This is a genomic window from Devosia sp. 63-57, assembly GCF_001899045.1.
Classification (GTDB): domain Bacteria; phylum Pseudomonadota; class Alphaproteobacteria; order Rhizobiales; family Devosiaceae; genus Devosia; species Devosia equisanguinis.
Genome location: NZ_MKUY01000005.1, coordinates 766668 through 784599 on the forward strand (window position 1 = coordinate 766668; position 17932 = coordinate 784599).

A 17932-nucleotide genomic window follows, 5' to 3' on the forward strand; every position below is an offset into this window, starting at 1 on the left:
GCCAGGCGCTCAGGTGAGAAAGGCCGATAGCGCAAACGCCAAGGTGACCAGCAGGATCAGCGAGCCAAGGCCGGCGGCCAGGACCCGTCCACTGCCAGCAAGCAGTTCGCCTATATCCACCGACAGTCCGAGTGCTGCCATGGCGATCAGGGTCAGGAGGCGGGAGAGTTGCCAGCTGGGCTCAAGCAGGAAAACCGGAAAAAGGCCAAAAAGGCGCAGCATGATCAGGAGAAGAAAGCCCGCGACGAACCAGGGCACGACCTGCCGGATCGGGGGCCTCACCCTGCCGGCACCGCCACTCAGTACCGCGATGATCAGCAATACCGGGGCTAGCATCAGCACGCGCGTCAGCTTGACCAGGGTGCCGAGCTGAGCGCTAAGGACACTGATGGGGGCCGTTGCAGCCAGCACCTGCGGCACAGCATAGACACTCATGCCGGCGATGATGCCGTAGCGCCTGTCATCCAGGTCCAGTTGGATGGCGGCCATGGGTAGGAGCAGCACCAGCAGCGCCCCCAGGGCCGAGGTAAAGGCAATGGCGCTGGCCATCTGCCGTTCGGTGGCGCCCACCACCGGGGCGCAGGCGAGAATTGCTGATGATCCGCAGATCGCATTGCCGCAGGCGATGAGCGCGGACAATTGTCGGTCGAGGCCGAGACAGCGCGAAAGGGCGTAGCTGAGGCCAAGTGAGGCAACAACCAGCGCCAGAATGGCCACGATGGTCCAGCCACCCAGCGTGACGATTTCCGCCGCGCCGATGGAGGCTCCGAGCAGCACAATTGCTGCCTCCAGAACCGTTTTGCTGGCGAAGCGTATTCCAGGCTGCATCGCTCTGGGCAGTTCGCAGATGGCGCGCGCCCCCATGCCCAGAAGCATGGCCAGGATCAGCGCGTCGAGGCCGGTCGTGCCGAAAACGTGGCTCTGTGCGAACCCGAGCGCTCCGGCCAGCAGGGCGACGACGCCCGCCAGCCCCAGCCCGGGCAGAAGCGGAGCGATGACGTTGATGCGGAACAATCGTGGCTCCGAGGTCACTTCGGGTGGTTCCTTGGCGACCCTACGCCCGTAGTCTGCCGCCTAGCGAAGTCTGGCCCCGTTTAGCGCAAAGACGCGCATATTGGTGACCTCAATCATGCAGTGTACATGCGAGGTTGCGTCAGCGTGATCACGCTTCTCCACCACCACGGTTTCCCCTGCCGGCCCTGTTGCGTAAACGAAACTTGTGGTCCCCAGGTGCTCGATGACGTCCACGGGCAGCGTCAGGCGTGCATCGGCCCTGGCGCTGTCCATGTGCTCGGGGCGAACGCCGAGCAATAGCTCTTCGCGGGGCTGCGGCGGGTTGGCCAGAGCCGGCAGTGGCACCTTTTGCCCATCGGGCAGCGTAGCAACATTTTCGCCATCCGCCGCCATCCGCGCCTTGAAGAAATTCATGCGGGGCGAGCCGAGAAATCCGGCGACGAAGGCATTGTCGGGATTGGTGTAGAGTTCAAGCGGGGCACCGGCCTGTTCGATGACGCCAGCGCGCATGACCACGATCTTGTCGGCCATGGTCATGGCTTCCGTCTGGTCGTGGGTCACATAGATCATGGTCGTGCCCAGGCTCTTGTGCAGCTTGGAGATTTCCACGCGCATCTGAACCCGCAATTCGGCATCAAGATTGGAGAGCGGCTCGTCGAACAGGAATACCTTGGGGTCGCGAACGATGGCGCGGCCGATGGCAACGCGCTGGCGCTGTCCGCCTGAAAGTTGCGCCGGCCTGCGGTCAAGCAATTGGGTGATCTGCAGAATCTCCGCTGCCCGAGTGACGCGGGCGGCAATCTCGGCCTTGGGCGTGCCGCCCATGCGCAGCCCGAAGCCCATATTTTCACGCACATTCATATGCGGATAGAGCGCATAGGACTGGAAAACCATGGCAATGCCGCGGTCGGACGGATCGACATCGTTGACCGCTTTGCGGTCGATCCGCACTTCTCCCGCACTTGCCGTCTCCAGCCCCGCTATGATGCGCAGCAGCGTGGACTTGCCACAGCCCGAGGGTCCCACAAAGACGCAGAAGCTGCCATCCTCGATCTCGAGCTCGGTCTTTCTGATCACCTCGGTCTTGTCGAAGCTCTTGGAGATGCCGGCCAGTTGAATTTGCGCCATTGCGATGTTCCTTTCGCTCAGCGTCCGCCGAAGCTGCCGGCGGTCAAGCCGGAGATGAAGGCCCTGTTGCCGAAGATGAAGATGATGAGCACGGGCGCCACCGCCAGCACACTGCCGGTCATCAGGAGTGGCCAATCGGTGTTGTATTGACCCTGCAAGGTCGACAGGGCCACGGTAACGGTCTGCATTTCAGGACGCGTGGTGGTGATGAGCGGCCAGAGGAAATTGTTCCACTGCGATACAAAGGCGAAAATGGCCAGTGCGCCCAGCGCTGGACGGGCCAGTGGCAGCACGATGAACAGGTAGATTTTCCAATGGCCGCAATTGTCCAGCCGTGCCGCTTCGAGCAATTCGCGCGGGATGGTCTTGAAATATTGCCGCAGCAGGAAGGTGCCGAAGCTGGAAAAGGCAAAGGGCAGGATCAGGCCCTGATAGGTGTCGATCCAGCCCAGCGTCCGCACCAGCATGAAATTGGGGATGATGGTGACCTGTGGCGGGACCATGAGCGCGGCGAGGTAGACCAGGAACACAGCTTCACGCCCTCGGAAACTCATGCAGGCAAAAGCATAGGCAGCCATGGAGCAGATGATCAGTTGCAGCGCGGTGATGGACAGCGTCACGATCACCGAGTTCAGGAAGGCCCGTCCGAACGGAATGGCCGAGAAAATCTCGAAATAGTTTTGCCATTGCGGGTCTGCGGTGAGGACGGTGGGTGGATAGCGGAACACTTCGGGATCGGGCTTGATCGACGTAGAAAGCATCCATGCAAACGGACCCACGGTGATCAGGGCGCCGCCCAGAAGGATGATGAAGATCAGCCAATCCACCGGCTTGTTGCGCGCAGCCTCAGCCATAATGCACCCACCTGCTTTGCAAGGCGTATTGGACAAGGGTCATGATCAGCACGATGACGAACAGGATCATGGCTGCGGCGCTGGCATAGCCCATCTGATAGAACTGAAAGCCGTTCTGGTAGATGTAGTAGACCAGCGTATTGGTGGCATTGGCTGGCCCGGCCTGGGTCATGACGAAGACCAGCTCGAAGATCTGGAAACTGCCGATGATCGAGATGATCAAGACGAAAAAGGTCGTGGGGGACAGGAGGGGCAAGGTGATGAACCACAGGCGCCGCCACCCCCTGGCACCGTCAATGGCGGCTGCATCGTAAAGATCGGCACGGATATTCTGCAGCCCTGCCAGGAACAGCACCATGGCATAGCCCAGATTTTGCCAGATCGAGACGATGATCACTGCGGGCATGGCCCATTGGGTCGAAGCCAGCCAGCGCGGCACATCGGTGATGCCCACAAGGCTCAGCAGCGCATTGATCAGGCCGAAATTGGCATTGAACAGCCAGGCCCATACCAGGGCTGCGGCGATGGTCGAGGTCACCACGGGCAGGAAATAGGCAATGCGGAAAAAGGTCTGGCCGCGAATGCCGCGATTGAGCGCCAGCGCACAGCCCAGCCCGATAAGCATCTGCACCGGTACCGAGAGCAATACGAAATAGGCGGTATTGCCCATCACGCGGGCAAAGATCGGATCGCCGAAAAGCTTGGTATAGTTGTCCAGCCCGATGAACCGGGCCGGATTGAAAAGGTCCCACTGGGTGAAGGAAATCCCCAGCGCGGCTATGACCGGTATGCCTGTAAAGGTCGCGAAGAGCACGAGACTGGGCAGCAGAAAGGCCCAGGCAGTGCGTTCGTCCTTGCGGGCAAAGGCCGGCGTGCTCATGTGTCGTCTTCCACGCCGAACATGCGGGCAGCATTGCGGTAGAAGATCTGATCCTGCTCGTCGGCGGTCAGCCCCATTGTGTCGAAGGCGGCTTTCCAGCGCAGAATATCCGACTTCATGCGGCGATGATCGCTGTCCGAACCGTAGATGAGTTTGCGTGGACTGATTTCTTTGCCGATATAGCCGCCCTCCACGATGTGGTTATGAACAACATCGCCGCCGGAAATGTCGAAATAGACGCGCGGGCGCCAGCGTGCGACGGCCGAGGAGGTGCGATAGTCAGGCCAGCCCATATGCGCGCCGATCACGAAGAGCTCCGGGAAGTAGAAGCCGATTGTATCGAGATAGATCGGCTGCATGCGGGCACTGGAATAGCCGAAGGATTCGCGCTTCATCTGGCGGCTGAGCCGGGTGACGAGCTTTTCTTCATCCTCGGTATTGGCGGCGGGAGGCGCTTTCCACGCGTCTTCCTTGCTGCCTTCCAGATAGTCGACCGGACCACCCAAAATGCCCGTGTGGAAAAGGATGCGCAGCCCGCGGGCAGCGGCCGCCTCGTAGTAGGGAAAATAGGCCGGGTCGTCGTAATTGCGCGACACGCCGGAAATCTTGATGCCATGAAATCCGCGCTGGTAGAATTCCTCGACCAATGACACCGGGTCATGATCGAGTTCTAGCCGGCCCATGGCGACAACCAGATCGGGCCGCGCCTCGAGCGCCTTGGACAATTTGGCATTGCCCAGGCCCGGATTGGCGAGGAGCGCCACCTTGACGATGCCGGCATCTGCGCAGACTTCCGAGAGGGTCTCAAGAAACCCGGTTTCGGCGTCGCGGGTGAACAGCTTCTCCCAGAAGCCATAGTGTACGTGGGCGTCGAAAACGCGCATTGATGATGCTCCCTACCAGTCCAGTTTGAAGGGCGGGCAGCGCAAGGCCACCCGCCCAGACCTGCCTTATTGAGCCAGCCGCGCCTGTACGTCCGAGACGATGGCCGAAATGGCATCCTGAGCCTTGGCCTCACCTGTCCAGACCAGGTCAAGCGCCGGCTGGATGTAAAGATTGGTGATGTCGACATAGCCCGAGAACTGCGGGAACAGCTTGCCGTACTCGCTTTCGGCCAGGAAGATATCGGCGAACGGCGCCTGGAACGCTGCGCGCACTGCGGCATTGCCGACCATGGCCGGCACAGCCGACGCATTGGCCGAGGCGAAGGTGACCTGACCCGGCTCACCGGCGAGATAGGACAGGAAATCCCAGGCCGCTTCCTTGTGCTGGCTGAACGCATTCATGGCAAAGCCGGCACCGCCGAGGCGATTGGCATGGATGCCGGTGCGACCGGTGGGCAGGGGCGCCACCGCCCATTCGAAGCTGGCATCGGCGAAGGTGCCGAGGCGCGCCGCATTGGTCACCACCATGGCAACTTGTCCGCCCAGGAAGAGCTGGCTGGTTCCCCCGCTCTGCTGCAGCTCCTGGAAGCTGGGCATGACGTGATCGGTATTGATCATGTCGCCCAGGAACTGGATGGCCTCTGTAGCCTCCGGCTTATCCATGGTGAAGGTGGTGGGCTTTAGTGGGTTGTCGAAGACATCACCGCCATTCTGGATGATCCAGCGCGGCCAGTCATTCGCCTCGGTGGCAAAGCCGTACATCGACACACGGTTGCCGTCGCGCTGTGTCAAAGCGAGGGCGGCTTCGCGCAGATCGTCCCAATCCCAGTCGGCCTGTGGGTAGTCAATGCCGGCAGCATCGAATGCCGCCTTGTTGAAATATAGCGCATTGGTGTCGTTGTCGCGCGGGATGGAATAGAGTTTGTCGTTCAGCGAGTGGATCGCGAGCGCTTCCTGGTTGTATTCCGCGATTGGGAAGCCGCTGTCCGCGATCCACTGGTTCAGCGGCTCAAGCTGGTTTCGCGCAGCATAGGCCGGCACATTGGTGATGAAGAACACGTCCGGTCCGGCGCCGGCGGCAAGTTGGGCATCGAGACGGGTGAAATAGCCCGACCACGGCGCATGCTGCACCTCGATATCGATATTGGGATTGGCCGCTTCGTAATCGGCCACGATCTTCTGGAAGGGCGGTAGCTCGGCCGGATCGCCCCAATAAGCGAAGACCAGCTTGGTGGTATCCTGAGCCTGAACACCGACACTCAGTGCGAGCACGCTCGCGGCAGTCGCAAAAAGCAATCTCGTCATCTTCGTTCCCTCAATGATTGACGTTTTGATCCGGCTGGCCAGCAGCCAGGGTTTGAGTAAAGGCCTCCAGGGCCTCCGCCGTTGGACATGCCCTCCCTCCGGTCGCTGTCGTGGACAGCGAACCACAGAGAACGCCCAGAGTTACGGCCCTTTCCAGGTCCGTCCCGCGCACAAGCCCGGCAAGCAGGCCCGCGTTGAAACTGTCCCCTGCCCCCACGGTGTCGACCACTTGGACGCAAGGCGAGGGCACCTGGTACATGCCCGTCCCATCGTGCCACTGCGCGCCATCCGCACCGCATTTGACCACCACAACCGGCGCGAGCTCGGACAGCCGCCTCCCCGCCGCCTCCACAGTGCTGGCCCCGGTCAGGCGAAGGGCTTCTTCGGCATTGGGCGAGAAGATATCGGCCAATGCGATCAGCTCGGAGACGCCACGCGTCGTGAGGTCAAAATCGCCACCCCGGCAGTCAAGCAGCACCTTGGCGCCGCGCTGCTTCTGGGTGGCGACGAAGCGGAGCCAATCGGGTTCGAACCGAAAGGTCTGCAACAGCCATTGCGCATCTATGGCCGCGATGCTCGGCTGGGGCGGTGGCTCGACTTCGGGCTGACTGAAGCTGATGAAACCGCGCTCGCCCAAAGCCGAATAGGCCACCGAAACGCGCTGCACCGGCTGATCAAGATGAGTGAAGGCAGAGGCGTCGATGCCATCGGCCGCGGCTGTGTCGCGAACAAAGCGGCTGAAGAGATCGTTGCCGAACGTGTTGGCCCACCGCGTATCGAGACCGAGGCGGGTGAGGGCCAACGCCATGGTATAGGTGCCGCCGGGCATGATAACGAGATCATCAGCCATGTGCTCGGTGCCGAGGCGCGGCGCGCCATCGAGCCCGGCAAAGACCAGATCGCAGAAATACTCGCCTGCCACCAGCACGTCGCACCGGCTCATTGCCGCCTCCAATTGCCCACGAATGCGGCGTGGGCTTCAAGGTAGCGCTCGACCAGCGGCTGGGCTCGGGAGTAGGACTGGACCAGTGGGTGCACCACCAGGGCATCGACGGCCAGCGCTCGGTTCCGCTCGCGGATGGCGGATACGGTCATGCGCTCATAAGTCTTGATCGTCTGCACCAGAGCGCCCTGCATTTGGGGCATCACGCCAACCGGCTGCGGGTGGACGCCGGCAGCATCGATGCGACATGTCACCTCGACCACATCCGCGTCGCGCAGCCCCGAAATGGCGCCATTATTGCGCGTATTAAGGCCCGAGCGGATGGGGGCGCCGCCAGCCAGGGCTGCAATGATCCCCAGAGCCACGCCGGCATAGCCTTCGCCATCATCGGCGGCGGGGTGCGCACTGGCGGCTGCCTGGCTGCCTGATTGGTTGGCCTTTGCCATATAGCCGGCGCTGCGACGATGCTCGTAGTCGAAATAGACGTCGAGTGCCCGCGCCGGATCACGCCCGATCCCTGCCGCATCAAGGTCGGGCAGCAAGCGGTCGTTGAGCGCCTTGATCTCTTCGCCGCGCGTCTGCCCCGATTGCAGCGCCTGCAGGGCTTTTTCGGCATAGTAGAAATAATAGAGGTACTCGTTGAGCCACATGCCTTGGCGCCTCACGACGTCATGAGCGAATACGCGCTGGGCGCTGGTATCGAGAAAGTCATTGTCCGCCAGGGCTTCCGGCAACACGTCGCGACCATTGAGCAGCGCCCGGCGCGTGAACGAGAGGTGGTTTAGCCCAAACAGGTCGGCGTCAATCGCCTGGTCGGCGACGTTGAACCATTTCGCCAATGCCCGCTGGGCACCATTGGCGCTGTCGCAAATGCCGATGACCTTGTCAAAACCCTCGTCATGGAGCGCCTGGGTGACCAATCCGGCAGGGTTGGTGAAATTCATCAGCCAGGCATTGGGGCAGTATTCCGCCATCTGGCGCGCGTAGTCGAGAATAACCGGGATGGATCGCAGGGCCATCGCGAAGCCGCCGGCTCCTGTCGTTTCCTGCCCCAGAACGCCGATGTCGAGTGCAATACGCTCATCGGCTATGCGTCCGTCCACCCCGCCCGGCCGGATCGTGGTGATGACGAAGTCGGCACCGACCAGCGCTTCGCGGCTGTCATTGGTCATGGTGATGCGCGTGCGGCTGTTTTGTTGACGCGCCAACTCGGCAGCCAGGGCGCCGAAGGTGCGCAAGCCGCTTTCGGGAAGATCCATGAGGCAAAGTTCGTCCAGGCCGAGCGCATCCGCGCGCCTCAGCGCAGACTGGACAAACAACGGCGCCCTGACCCCGCCACCTCCAATCAACGCCAGCTTCACCGGTCCACCTCCACCAAATATAACTGGATATAACCAGATATGCGGAGGCTGGTAAAGCGGATAAATTCGCGTATAGGAGGAAGACCTGCAGCCGCGTCGCTGCCTCTCGAGCGAGCCGTCCACTGATGTACAATGCGATCAGCCGCGATAGTCCCTTGCCGCTCTACAAACAGGTCAAGACACGTATCCTCGAGATGTTGTACGGCGGCAAGATCCCGGCCAATGGCAAGGTGCCCTCAGAACGGGAACTGGTGGATGTGCTCGGCGTCAGCCGGATTACCGCTCGCCAGGCGCTCCGCGAATTGGTGGCCGAGGGCCACCTGGTCGCGCAGCCGGGCAAAGGTTTTTACGCCACCGGCGGATCGCAACGCGGCCATGAGCTCGAACTGCTGCGCAGTTTTACCGAGACGGCCCTGGCGCATGATCAAGTGCCGGGCTCCCGCATTCTCGAAGCCAGGAGCAGTGCGGCAGAGGCCGATATCGCGCTTGCGCTCAAACTCGATCCGGGTCAGCACGTGACCTCGCTTCGGCGCCTGCGCCTCTTGGATGGCGAGCCCGTGGCCATCGGCCATGACTGGATACCGCTGGCACTGGCTCCTGATCTTGCCGATCAAGACTGGACCGTCCCCAATAGGTCGCTCTATGCAGAATTGCGAAACCGCTATGGCCTGGTGCCTCATGGCGGTGAGACAGTGCTCAGCGCTACAATCGCCACGCCAGAAGATGCCGCGCTGCTGCAATTGAGCTCTCCGGCGGCCGTACTCAAGGTCGTTCAGGTGGCCTATGACACGATCGGGCGTCCAATCAACCTGACGCGCACCCTGCACCACCCGGAAAAGTACCCGCTTCGGCTTGCACAGGGCACGTGACGCAGCGCAGCGGGGAGTTTTGCGATGCGCAAGCGGCGCACCGATCCCCGCACCGCGGCAATTCGCTATCGCAATGCGCTCACCCTCAGGCGGTGCCATTTTCGACCCTGTCGGGCCGAGCATGATCACCCCCGTGCACGACACGAGGGTGATGGATCGCGATCAGGCCAGTTCAGTCACGAAGTCTTCGGTCGACCGGCGGACCTTCTTGAGCCCGACCAGCCAGTCGCCACTTTCGTCGCGATAGCCCAGCGGCAGGATACAGACCGAGCGCAGGCCCAGGGCGCCGAGGCCCAGGATTTCATCGAACTTGGCCGGCTCGAAGCCTTCCATCGGCGTGGCGTCCACGCCTTCAAAGGCGGCCTGCGCGATAGACATGCCAAAGCCGATATAGGCCTGGCGCGCAGCATGCTCGAAATTGGTCTTGGCATCACGAGGCACATAGGTGGCCTTGAGGCCGTCATAGTAAGCGTCGAGGGCGTCGCTGCTACCACCACGCTCGGCGGCGGTCAGCGCCAGCATGTGGTCGATGCGCTCGGTGGTATAATTGTCCCATGCGGCAAATACCAGGACGGCCGAGCCGTCGGTCAGTTGGGCCTGGTCATATGCGGCAGCGCGCAATTGCGCCCGCACTTTAGGGTTGGTCACGACGATGACCTGGAACGGCTGCAGGCCACTGGATGTCGGGGCCAGGCGCGCGGCTTCCACGATACGCTGTACCTTGTCGGCGGCGACGGTCTTGGAGCTATCCATTTTCTTGGTGGCGTAGCGCCAGTTCAGTTTTTCAAGCAACACGTATGAAACCTTCCTACAATATGCGGCGCCGAAAAAGACCTCGGAGCAAGGCGCCAAGGGGCAACCGCATGCCGCTACTTAGGCAGTGCCGCCGCCACGACAAGAAGGCACCAAAAGCATACCGTTATTGAGCGGGCTCATTTGAGGCTGACCAGGGTTTAGGCGTAAAAGATCAGGGCGGCCGAATGGCCGCCCATAAATCCGTGTCGTGTGCTGACGCGGGTGTAGTTCTGGTCCGCAATTGAGCCGGCCCTTTCAGGCCTTGCTCAGCGCCCGGCGCAGGAAATCGCGCACGGTCTGCTGGAACATCGGCGCTTCCTCGACCTGCGGTGCATGGCCGGAATTCTCGAAGATTACCAGTTCCGAACCTGGAATCAGCCGATGGATGGTTTCCGAGGCCGCCACCGGGGTGATCCAGTCATGGCGGCCCACGGTGATCAGGGTCGGCACCTTGATCTTGGGCAGGTGCGGCTTGAGGTCGTAGTTTTCCTGGTTCACCGCGAAGGCATAGTTATGCGTCGCGTAGTGATAGGGTGTGTTCTCGATCCGCGAACGCACCTTTTCCATATCGAGATCGTGGTCGTAGAGCGGCAGGATATGCGCCCAGGCGGCCTTGAGGTCTTCATTGTCGCGGGTCGTGCCTGCCATGATGCGGTTGAAGAGCTCGAGATCGACCTCGATCCGTGGCGACGCCAGGGCATTGGCGCGAGAGAGCTCGCGATGCGCATTGTCGGCCGAAGTGTCACGCAGCACCATTGCCAGAACGCGGTCGGGATAGCGAATGGCATATTCCATCGATATGAAACCGCCATAGGAGCCGCCGGCCATGATGATCTTGTTGGCGCCGATCCATTCGCGGATGGCATCGACGTCGGCGGCCCATTGCTCGTGGGTAAACGGAGCCTTGTCTTCGGAGGCACCGCTGCCGCGCGCATCGAAGACGACGACGCGATAGTCGTCGGAGAAGGGGCCGAAGGAGCCCTTGGGTTCGGCATGGCTGCCAAGACCCGGCGCGCCATGGTGAACGATCATCACCGGCTTGCTCTTGTCCTCCCCACCCAGCACTTCAATGTTGAGGCGTGCGCCGTTGATGGTGACGTCCATTCCAATCTCCTCTTCAGTCCTAATGTCTAGCGGTCAGGCAATGATGCATTCATCGATAGTGCGCGGATGGCTGGTCAGCCGCTCCGGCCCCGTCTCGGTGATCAGAACGGTGTCCGAAATGCGATAGCCGCCATGGCCGGGGATATAGAGGCCGGGCTCGGACGAAACGATCATGCCGGGCTGCAGCAGGCTGTCGTCGCCATCGGCGATCCAGGGCGGCTCGTGCAGCCAGATGCCGATACCGTGGCCCTGACGGTGGCGCAGATAATGCGCCATGCCCGCCTCGCGAATGACATCGAGACAGATGCGGTTGGCTTCGGAGCAGGGGCGGCCTGATATCAGCGCATCGGTGCCGATGGCTTGGGCCCGGGTGGCGACCTCGAAATAGCGGCGCTGCTCGTCCGTGGGCGTGCCCATGACGAAAGTGCGCTCGCTTTCCGCGAATCGTCCGCCAACCGCGCAGCCCAGCGAGAGAATGAAGGTCTCGCCTGGCTTGACGCGGTCGGCAGACGGCAGCCCATGGGGCAGGGCCGCATTCTTGCCGGTATAGACGAGGCCGCCGGCCAGCATCTGCCCGACCACAACATCCTCGTGCTCGGCATACATGGTTTTGGTCCCGAAGCCGGTGACATGCCGGGCCAGTTCGGCTTCGGTGGGCAGCGGAGCGCCATCGGCCATGGCATCGCGAATGAGCTTGAGGCCCGCTTCGACCATGGCGTCGGAAATGCGCGCCGCCTCGCGGTGCAGCACGATTTCCTCCGGGAACTTGATCAGCCGCGCATCCTCGACGATCTCGGACATGACCCAGCTGGCATTGGGCGCGAACTGTTCGAACTTTTTGACCCGGCCGACCGGCGTGGTCGGCGAATAGGCAATGCGGCCACTGGGATTGAGCTTGGAAAGCAGGATCGAGAAGGCGTCCTCGATGCCGGGATATTCGGGGTAGACGACGAATTCGGCTGCGGTGTTCTGCTTTTCAGCGTGGTCGGCTTCAAGGGCCGGCACCAAAAGGATGCAGTCCTTGGCCGTCAGCCAGATGGCAGCGGGCCGCTCATTGGGGAAGTGGAAAAAGCCGCTGAGATAAGCGACATGATGGTGGTCGTCGACCAGGAGGCCGTCGAAACCTTGGGCGGCCATGCGGGCACGCAACCCATCCTGGATGCGCGCATAGGTGTCGCGCGAAAGACGCTGCTTCACGGCTCAGTTCTCCCGGGTTTTCGGATTGCGGGCGTCGTTATAGGCGATGGATACCAGGGTGGAGGACACCACCAGCAACAGGATGGCCAGCGAGGGGAACAGCGTGCACCACCAGGCGACGGTGAGCGCACCCGAGCGCTGGGCGTTGAACAAGATCTTGCCCCAGGACCAGCTTTCCGGGTCGCCCAGGCCCAGGAAGGAAAGGCCTGCTTCCGACATCACGGCGCGCGAGGCGGTGAGCACCACCGAAACCACAATGATCGGCGCGACGGCCGGCAGCAGATGCCGCGTCATGATCCAGAAATGGCTGCCGCCAATGGTGCGCGCGGCGTCGACATAGGGCAGTCGCGTCACTGACAAGGCCTGCGAGCGAACAATTCGCGTCACTTCCGGCCAGGAAAACAGCGCGATGACCATCACCAGCGTCGTTACCGACGGTCCGACCAGCGCCGCGACCAGGATCATCAGCGGCAGCACCGGCAGAGCCAGCGACACATCGACCAGCATGGAGATCGGCGCGTCGAGCCGTTTGGCATAGGCCGCTAGAATCCCCAGCGCCACGCCGATCAGAATGGCGAGAAAAGACGAGGCAAAGCCGATGATCATGCTGATGCGCGTGCCCCAGATCACCTGCGCCAACACATCGCGGCCGAGATCGTCGGTGCCGAAGGGATGGGCGGGAGACGGCGGCACCAGAATTTCGGTGCCATAGCCGCTGGGAAACGCTGCAAGAAGGGGCGCGAGTATGGCGATCACCACCATGATCAGGATCACCGCGGCCGACCCCATGCCGAGGGGATTGCGTCGGAAGGCGCGCCAGGTGCGCTGGGCGGGCTTGAGATCGGCGGGAGCCAGGCTGGGCGCTGTCGTGGACGTATTGGTCATGGTCATCAGGTGCGCACCCGCGGGTCCAGAAGCCCATAGGCGATGTCGGTGAGGAGATTGGCGATCACCACGGTGGCCGCCAGCAGCACGAAGGCGCCTTGCAGCACGGGGAAATCGAGCTGGCCGACGGCTTCATAGATGGCGCGGCCAACGCCGGGATAGGCGTAGATGGTTTCGGTGAGCACCGCACCACCGACGAGAAAGCCGATCTGCAGGCCGATCAACGTGGTGGTGGGCAGCAGCGCATTGCGCAGTGCATGCTTCCAGATCACCTTGTTTTCGCGCGTGCCCTTGGCACGAGCCAGGTCGCAATATTCTTCCCCCAGCGCCTCGATCAGCGTCGCGCGCAGGGTCAGCACATAGGAGGCGAGCTGCGCGAGAACCAGGGTGAAGCAGGGCAGGACGAGGTGATGCAGTACCGAGAGGTAATATGAAAAGCCCGTCAGCCCGGATTTGACGGCCCCGCCGATGGGGAACCAGCCAAGCATGAGGCCAAGGGTATAAAGCAGCAAAATACCGAGCGAGGGCACGAACAGCGATTGCCCGACCACACCGGTCACCTGGACGACGCGGTCGACCCAGCCGCGAGCCTGGGTTGCCGCCAGCACGCCGAGCGGTACGCCGAGCAGGACCGTGACCAGGAGAGCGGACCCAGTCAGAAGCAGCGTCCAGGGTAGACGCTCCATCAGGATTTGACTCACCGGCTGGCTGCGCAGAAACGAGATGCCCAGATTGCCATGGATCAGCTCGCGCAGATAGGCGAAGTACTGGACCGCCAAGGGGCGGTCCAGTCCGTACAGCTCCAGCTGCGTCTGGCGGATTTCCTCGGTCATGCCGGGGCCGGCTACAGCCAGCACCGGGTCACCCGGCAAGAGCCGGACGAGGAAGAAGGTGACCGTAACGGCGAACCAGAAGGTCACCAATCCACGCGCCAGTCGTTGCAGAAAGTAGCCGGTGAGATGCACGTTATCAGGTCTCTACAAGGTCAGTTCTTGGGCTTGACCGAGGCCAGCGACAGCGGATTGACCAGCGAGAGCAGATCGGACGGCTGCACCACGAAACCGTCCCACTTGTCGCTGTTATAGGCGAACTGGAAAGTCTGGTAGTACAGCACGTTGTCGTAGACCTTTTCCGAGATCAGGCGGGCGGCAGCCTGCACCGGGCCCTTGACGGCTTCCGGCGTGGTGGCAGCCTGAGCTTCATCGATCAGCTTTTCGAGGTCCGGATCGGAGATCGAGGCGTAGTTGATGAAGCCGCCGGTGCGGTAGGCGAGGCCCAGATAGGCCGCCGGCTCTTCCATCACTGCCCAGTTGCCGGCATAGATGTCGAAGTCCTTCTCGCGACCGCGGGCCAGGTAGGTGTTGCGCTCAAGGCCAGTGAGGTTGATCTTGATACCGGCCTTGGCAGCGCCGTCTTTCATGATCTGTGCCCAGTTGGCGATATCGGCAGCGCTCTGTTCGTAGAGCAGGGAGAACTCGATGCCGTCGAAGAAGCCATCACCATTGCCATCAGTATAGCCAGCATCGGTCAGGATCTTCTTGGAAAGCTCCGGATCGAACGCATATTCCTTGGCTTCCGGGTCGGCCCAGTAGCTCAGGACCGGCGAGATGGGCGAGGAATTGGTGGTGTTGGCCAGGCCTTGCATGGCGATGGCGCGGATGGCTTCGTAGTCCACGGCATGCGCCAGGGCCTGACGCACTTCCAGCTTGGCAAGCACTTCGTCGTTCATGTTGTAGAGCACATGCGACCAGCCCAGCGAGGGGGCCTGGGCGATCGTGATGCCCGGCTGATCCTTGAGCGTGCGGGCGATGGGTGCGGGCAGCGCATTGGCGATGAGATCGAGATCGCCGGCGCGCAGCGCCAGGGCCTGGGCGTTCACATCCGGGAAGACGCGGAATTCGACTTCACCGACGCTGGCCTTGCCGGCTTCGACGAGCGGATAATTGTCGACAGCGCTCAGGACATAGTTCTGGCCGGCATTGACTTCCTTGAGGATGAACGGACCGGCGCTGACCCAATCCTTGTCATTGGCGAAGGCTGCGACCTGGCCGACTTCGGGGAAGGCGTGCTTGGGCACGATCGGCATCCAGAAGCCGATATTGGTGAGGAAGGTGGAGTCCGGGCGGCTCAGCGTGAATTCGACGCGGGTCGGCGAAACCGCCTTGGCGCTGACGAAGGAGGGGATGAGGCCCGCGGTGACGCCGATCTTCTCGGTGGTGACGGCGGTGATGGTGAAGACGATGTCATCGGCTGTGAACGGGGTGCCGTCGTTCCAGGTCATGTCGCCGCGGATCTCCATCCAGGCGGTCAGACCATCCTCGGAATAGCCCCATTCGGTGGCGACGTAGGGGTCCTTGGAGCCCTTGTCGGTCATCTGCATCAGGCGCGGATACATGAGGTTGGTGACCCAGGTATCCGAGCGGCTATTGCCGACCAGGGGGTTGAAGTTGACGACATCGGCGGTGGTGCCGATGACGATACGGCTTGCCGCGTCCTGCGCCGAGGCAGAGCCCAGGCTGGCCACCCCCATGGCCATAACGATCCCGCCCATTAGGACGGAACGACGGGTCAAAGCATTCCTAACATTGCGGATCATCGTGGTCTCGCTGTTGAATTGGCACCCAAGTGTTGCGATGCGCTCAAAGCCGTGTCAAGGATTGTCGTACAATTTCTGAACGAGGTAGAGTCACTGATGACGAAACAGGCAGACGAACGCCCGGTGCTTTCGGTGTCAGGGCTCGATGTCAGCTTCCATACGATGCGCGGCGAGGTGAAGGCCGTCAGCGACGTGTCGTTCGACCTCAAGCGCGGCGAAGTGCTTGCCCTTGTTGGCGAATCCGGGTCCGGGAAGTCGGTGTCCACCCGAGCAGTGATGGGCATTGTGCGCGGCAATGCCACCATTAATGCCAAGCGCATGGAGCTTGCGGGGCATGATCTGCTCACCATTGATGACGAGCAGAAGCGCAAGCTGCGCGGCCGGGTCATCAGCCTGGTGTTCCAGGATGCGCTGTCGGCACTCAACCCGGTTCTCTCGATCGGCGACCAGTTGGGCGAGCTCTATCGCACCCATCTCGGCATCTCGAAAAAGGAGGCGCGGGAGCGCTCGATCGAGCTGCTGCGCTCGGTGCATCTGGCCTCGGCCGACAAGCGGATCGATGATTTTCCGCACCAGTTTTCCGGCGGCATGCGCCAGCGCATCCTCATCGCCTCGGCCATTGCCCTGAAACCTGAAGTGCTGATCGCCGACGAGCCGACAACGGCACTGGATGTGACCGTCCAGGCCCAGATTCTCGATCTGCTCGACGAACTTCGGGACGAGCTGGGCATGGCCATCCTGCTCATCACCCATGACCTGGGTGTGGTGGCGCGCATGGCTGAACGCGTGGCCGTCATGTATGCGGGCCGGCTGGTGGAAACCGGCAATGTCGACGATATTTTCCGGGCGCCGGCCCACCCTTACACTGCGGCGCTGATGGCCTCGGCGCCCCGGCTGGAGACCGTGGAAAAACTCGAGCCGATCAAGGGGTCGCCGCCCAATCTCATCGCGCCGCCGCCCGGTTGCGCCTTCAACCCGCGTTGCACCCATCTGGGCGCGCTCTGCACACAGCTGCGCCCAGAACTCGTGCCTGCGGCGCATGGTCGCAGCCATGCCTGTCACTATCCGCTCGTGGAGACTGCCCATGTCGGCTGAGCCCATCCTTGAGGCCCGCGGCCTGTCCAAGACCTTCAGGGCCGGCGGCGCGGTGTTCGGCAAGCCCTTCCAGGCCGTCAAGGATGTGAGCCTGGCCGTTAGGCCGGGCGAAACCCTCGCCGTGGTGGGCGAATCCGGTTGCGGCAAGTCCACGCTGGCCCGCATGCTGGTTGGCCTCGAAACGCCCGATGAGGGAGAAATCCTCTTCAAGGGTGCGCCGATCAGGCGTGATCGGGCTCTGCGTCGGCAGGTGCAGATGGTGTTTCAGGACCCCTATCTCTCGCTCAATCCGCGCCGCACCGTGCTTGATATCGTCGCCGAGCCGCTGGATGTGCATGGCCTCGCCAAAGGCGCGGCACGCACCGCCCGGGTCGAAGGATTGCTGACGGCAGTGGGTCTCGATCCCGCAGCCTCCAGCCGCTTTCCCCATGAATTTTCCGGCGGCCAGCGCCAGCGCATCGGCATTGCCCGGGCTCTGGCTGCCGAACCCTCCATTCTCGTCTGCGACGAGCCGGTATCGGCGCTCGACGTTTCGGTTCAGGCGCAGGTGGTCAACCTGCTGATCGACCTGCAGCAGCGGCTGGGCATTGCCATCATCTTCATTGCCCACGACCTGGCTGTAGTGCGGGCCATTTCGCAGCGTGTCATGGTTATGTATCTTGGCCGCGCGGTCGAAGAGGGCAGTGCCGAACAGGTGCTGGTCACCCCGAGCCATCCCTACACCGTCGCATTGCGTGGTTCGGCGCTGGAGCCCGATCCGGCGCGGGCACGCCTGGCCCGGGGCAAGGCCACACGGGGAGAGCCGCCCAATCCGGTTAACCCCCCGCCAGGGTGCCGCTTCAATCCCCGCTGCCCGCGTGTCACCGAACAGTGCCGCCAGCAAGAGCCTGTCATGCACAAGCACGCCACAGCGAGCGGCATCACCGGCGTCGCCTGCTATCATCCGATGGGCGAGTCCGACAAGATTAGCGCCTGAAATGGCAGCGGCGGCCGGATCCCTCCAGCCGCCGCTCAAAAGTCAT

At 62.3% G+C, this 17932-nt stretch carries 17 protein-coding genes; 3 read left to right on the forward strand and 14 right to left on the reverse strand.

The features are described from left to right. Positions 1 to 9: 9 nt before the first annotated feature. The 8 genes from BGO80_RS11995 to BGO80_RS12030 form a co-directional block, all read right to left on the reverse strand. Complete coding sequence (locus tag BGO80_RS11995; protein ID WP_286721653.1) at positions 10 to 1014, reverse strand: YeiH family protein; 1005 nt, start codon at positions 1012 to 1014, stop codon at positions 10 to 12. Between the two features lie 60 nt (positions 1015 to 1074). After that, positions 1075 to 2142 carry an ABC transporter ATP-binding protein gene (locus BGO80_RS12000; protein ID WP_286721654.1) on the reverse strand — a complete coding sequence of 356 codons (1068 nt, stop codon included), beginning with the start codon at positions 2140 to 2142 and terminating at the stop codon, positions 1075 to 1077. Between the two features lie 17 nt (positions 2143 to 2159). Then, positions 2160 to 2996 carry a carbohydrate ABC transporter permease gene (locus BGO80_RS12005; RefSeq protein WP_126148852.1) on the reverse strand — a complete coding sequence of 279 codons (837 nt, stop codon included), beginning with the start codon at positions 2994 to 2996 and terminating at the stop codon, positions 2160 to 2162. After that, on the reverse strand, positions 2989 to 3876 hold the full coding sequence (locus BGO80_RS12010) for a carbohydrate ABC transporter permease (protein WP_126148853.1): 888 nt from the start codon (positions 3874 to 3876) through the stop codon (positions 2989 to 2991). Before BGO80_RS12010 ends, BGO80_RS12005 begins: the two co-directional genes overlap by 8 nt. Beyond that, complete coding sequence (locus BGO80_RS12015; RefSeq protein WP_286721655.1) at positions 3873 to 4760, reverse strand: amidohydrolase family protein; 888 nt, start codon at positions 4758 to 4760, stop codon at positions 3873 to 3875. Before BGO80_RS12015 ends, BGO80_RS12010 begins: the two co-directional genes overlap by 4 nt. Before the next feature lie 66 nt (positions 4761 to 4826). Continuing rightward, positions 4827 to 6065, reverse strand: coding sequence for an ABC transporter substrate-binding protein (locus BGO80_RS12020; RefSeq protein WP_286721656.1), 1239 nt, complete (start codon positions 6063 to 6065; stop codon positions 4827 to 4829). Positions 6066 to 6075: 10 nt separating this feature from the next. Further along, entirely contained in the window at positions 6076 to 7008 is a 933-nt protein-coding gene (locus tag BGO80_RS12025; RefSeq protein WP_286721657.1) for a carbohydrate kinase family protein, read from the reverse strand. Further along, complete coding sequence (locus tag BGO80_RS12030; RefSeq protein WP_286721658.1) at positions 7005 to 8369, reverse strand: family 4 glycosyl hydrolase; 1365 nt, start codon at positions 8367 to 8369, stop codon at positions 7005 to 7007. The genes BGO80_RS12025 and BGO80_RS12030 overlap by 4 nt, the downstream gene beginning before the upstream one ends. Before the next feature lie 125 nt (positions 8370 to 8494). Here BGO80_RS12030 and BGO80_RS12035 point away from each other — a divergent pair, with 125 nt between their 5' ends. Then, positions 8495 to 9238 (forward strand): GntR family transcriptional regulator, encoded by a 744-nt coding sequence (locus BGO80_RS12035; RefSeq protein ID WP_286721659.1) that lies wholly within the window; start codon positions 8495 to 8497, stop codon positions 9236 to 9238. A gap of 162 nt (positions 9239 to 9400) precedes the next feature. Here the strand turns inward: BGO80_RS12035 and BGO80_RS12040 are convergent, their stop codons facing one another. The 6 genes from BGO80_RS12040 to BGO80_RS12065 form a co-directional block, all read right to left on the reverse strand. Beyond that, positions 9401 to 10033, reverse strand: coding sequence for a nitroreductase family protein (locus tag BGO80_RS12040; protein WP_286721660.1), 633 nt, complete (start codon positions 10031 to 10033; stop codon positions 9401 to 9403). 255 nt (positions 10034 to 10288) lie between these two features. Further along, a complete protein-coding gene (locus BGO80_RS12045; RefSeq protein ID WP_286721661.1) occupies positions 10289 to 11137 on the reverse strand; it encodes an alpha/beta fold hydrolase in 849 nt (282 codons plus the stop codon). 33 nt (positions 11138 to 11170) lie between these two features. After that, positions 11171 to 12334: a M24 family metallopeptidase gene (locus tag BGO80_RS12050; RefSeq protein WP_286721662.1), complete on the reverse strand. Its 1164-nt coding sequence runs from the start codon at positions 12332 to 12334 to the stop codon at positions 11171 to 11173. A 3-nt stretch (positions 12335 to 12337) separates the two neighbouring features. Continuing rightward, entirely contained in the window at positions 12338 to 13225 is an 888-nt protein-coding gene (locus tag BGO80_RS12055) for an ABC transporter permease (protein WP_164550200.1), read from the reverse strand. Continuing rightward, a complete protein-coding gene (locus BGO80_RS12060) occupies positions 13225 to 14184 on the reverse strand; it encodes an ABC transporter permease (protein WP_286721663.1) in 960 nt (319 codons plus the stop codon). Before BGO80_RS12060 ends, BGO80_RS12055 begins: the two co-directional genes overlap by 1 nt. Positions 14185 to 14204: 20 nt before the next feature. After that, positions 14205 to 15815 (reverse strand): ABC transporter substrate-binding protein, encoded by a 1611-nt coding sequence (locus tag BGO80_RS12065; protein WP_286721664.1) that lies wholly within the window; start codon positions 15813 to 15815, stop codon positions 14205 to 14207. Between the two features lie 96 nt (positions 15816 to 15911). On the opposite strand from BGO80_RS12065, the gene BGO80_RS12070 reads away from it, so the two are divergent. Next, positions 15912 to 16910: an ABC transporter ATP-binding protein gene (locus tag BGO80_RS12070; RefSeq protein ID WP_286721665.1), complete on the forward strand. Its 999-nt coding sequence runs from the start codon at positions 15912 to 15914 to the stop codon at positions 16908 to 16910. Beyond that, a complete protein-coding gene (locus BGO80_RS12075) occupies positions 16900 to 17886 on the forward strand; it encodes an ABC transporter ATP-binding protein (RefSeq protein ID WP_286721666.1) in 987 nt (328 codons plus the stop codon). Before BGO80_RS12070 ends, BGO80_RS12075 begins: the two co-directional genes overlap by 11 nt. Positions 17887 to 17932 lie beyond the last annotated feature (46 nt).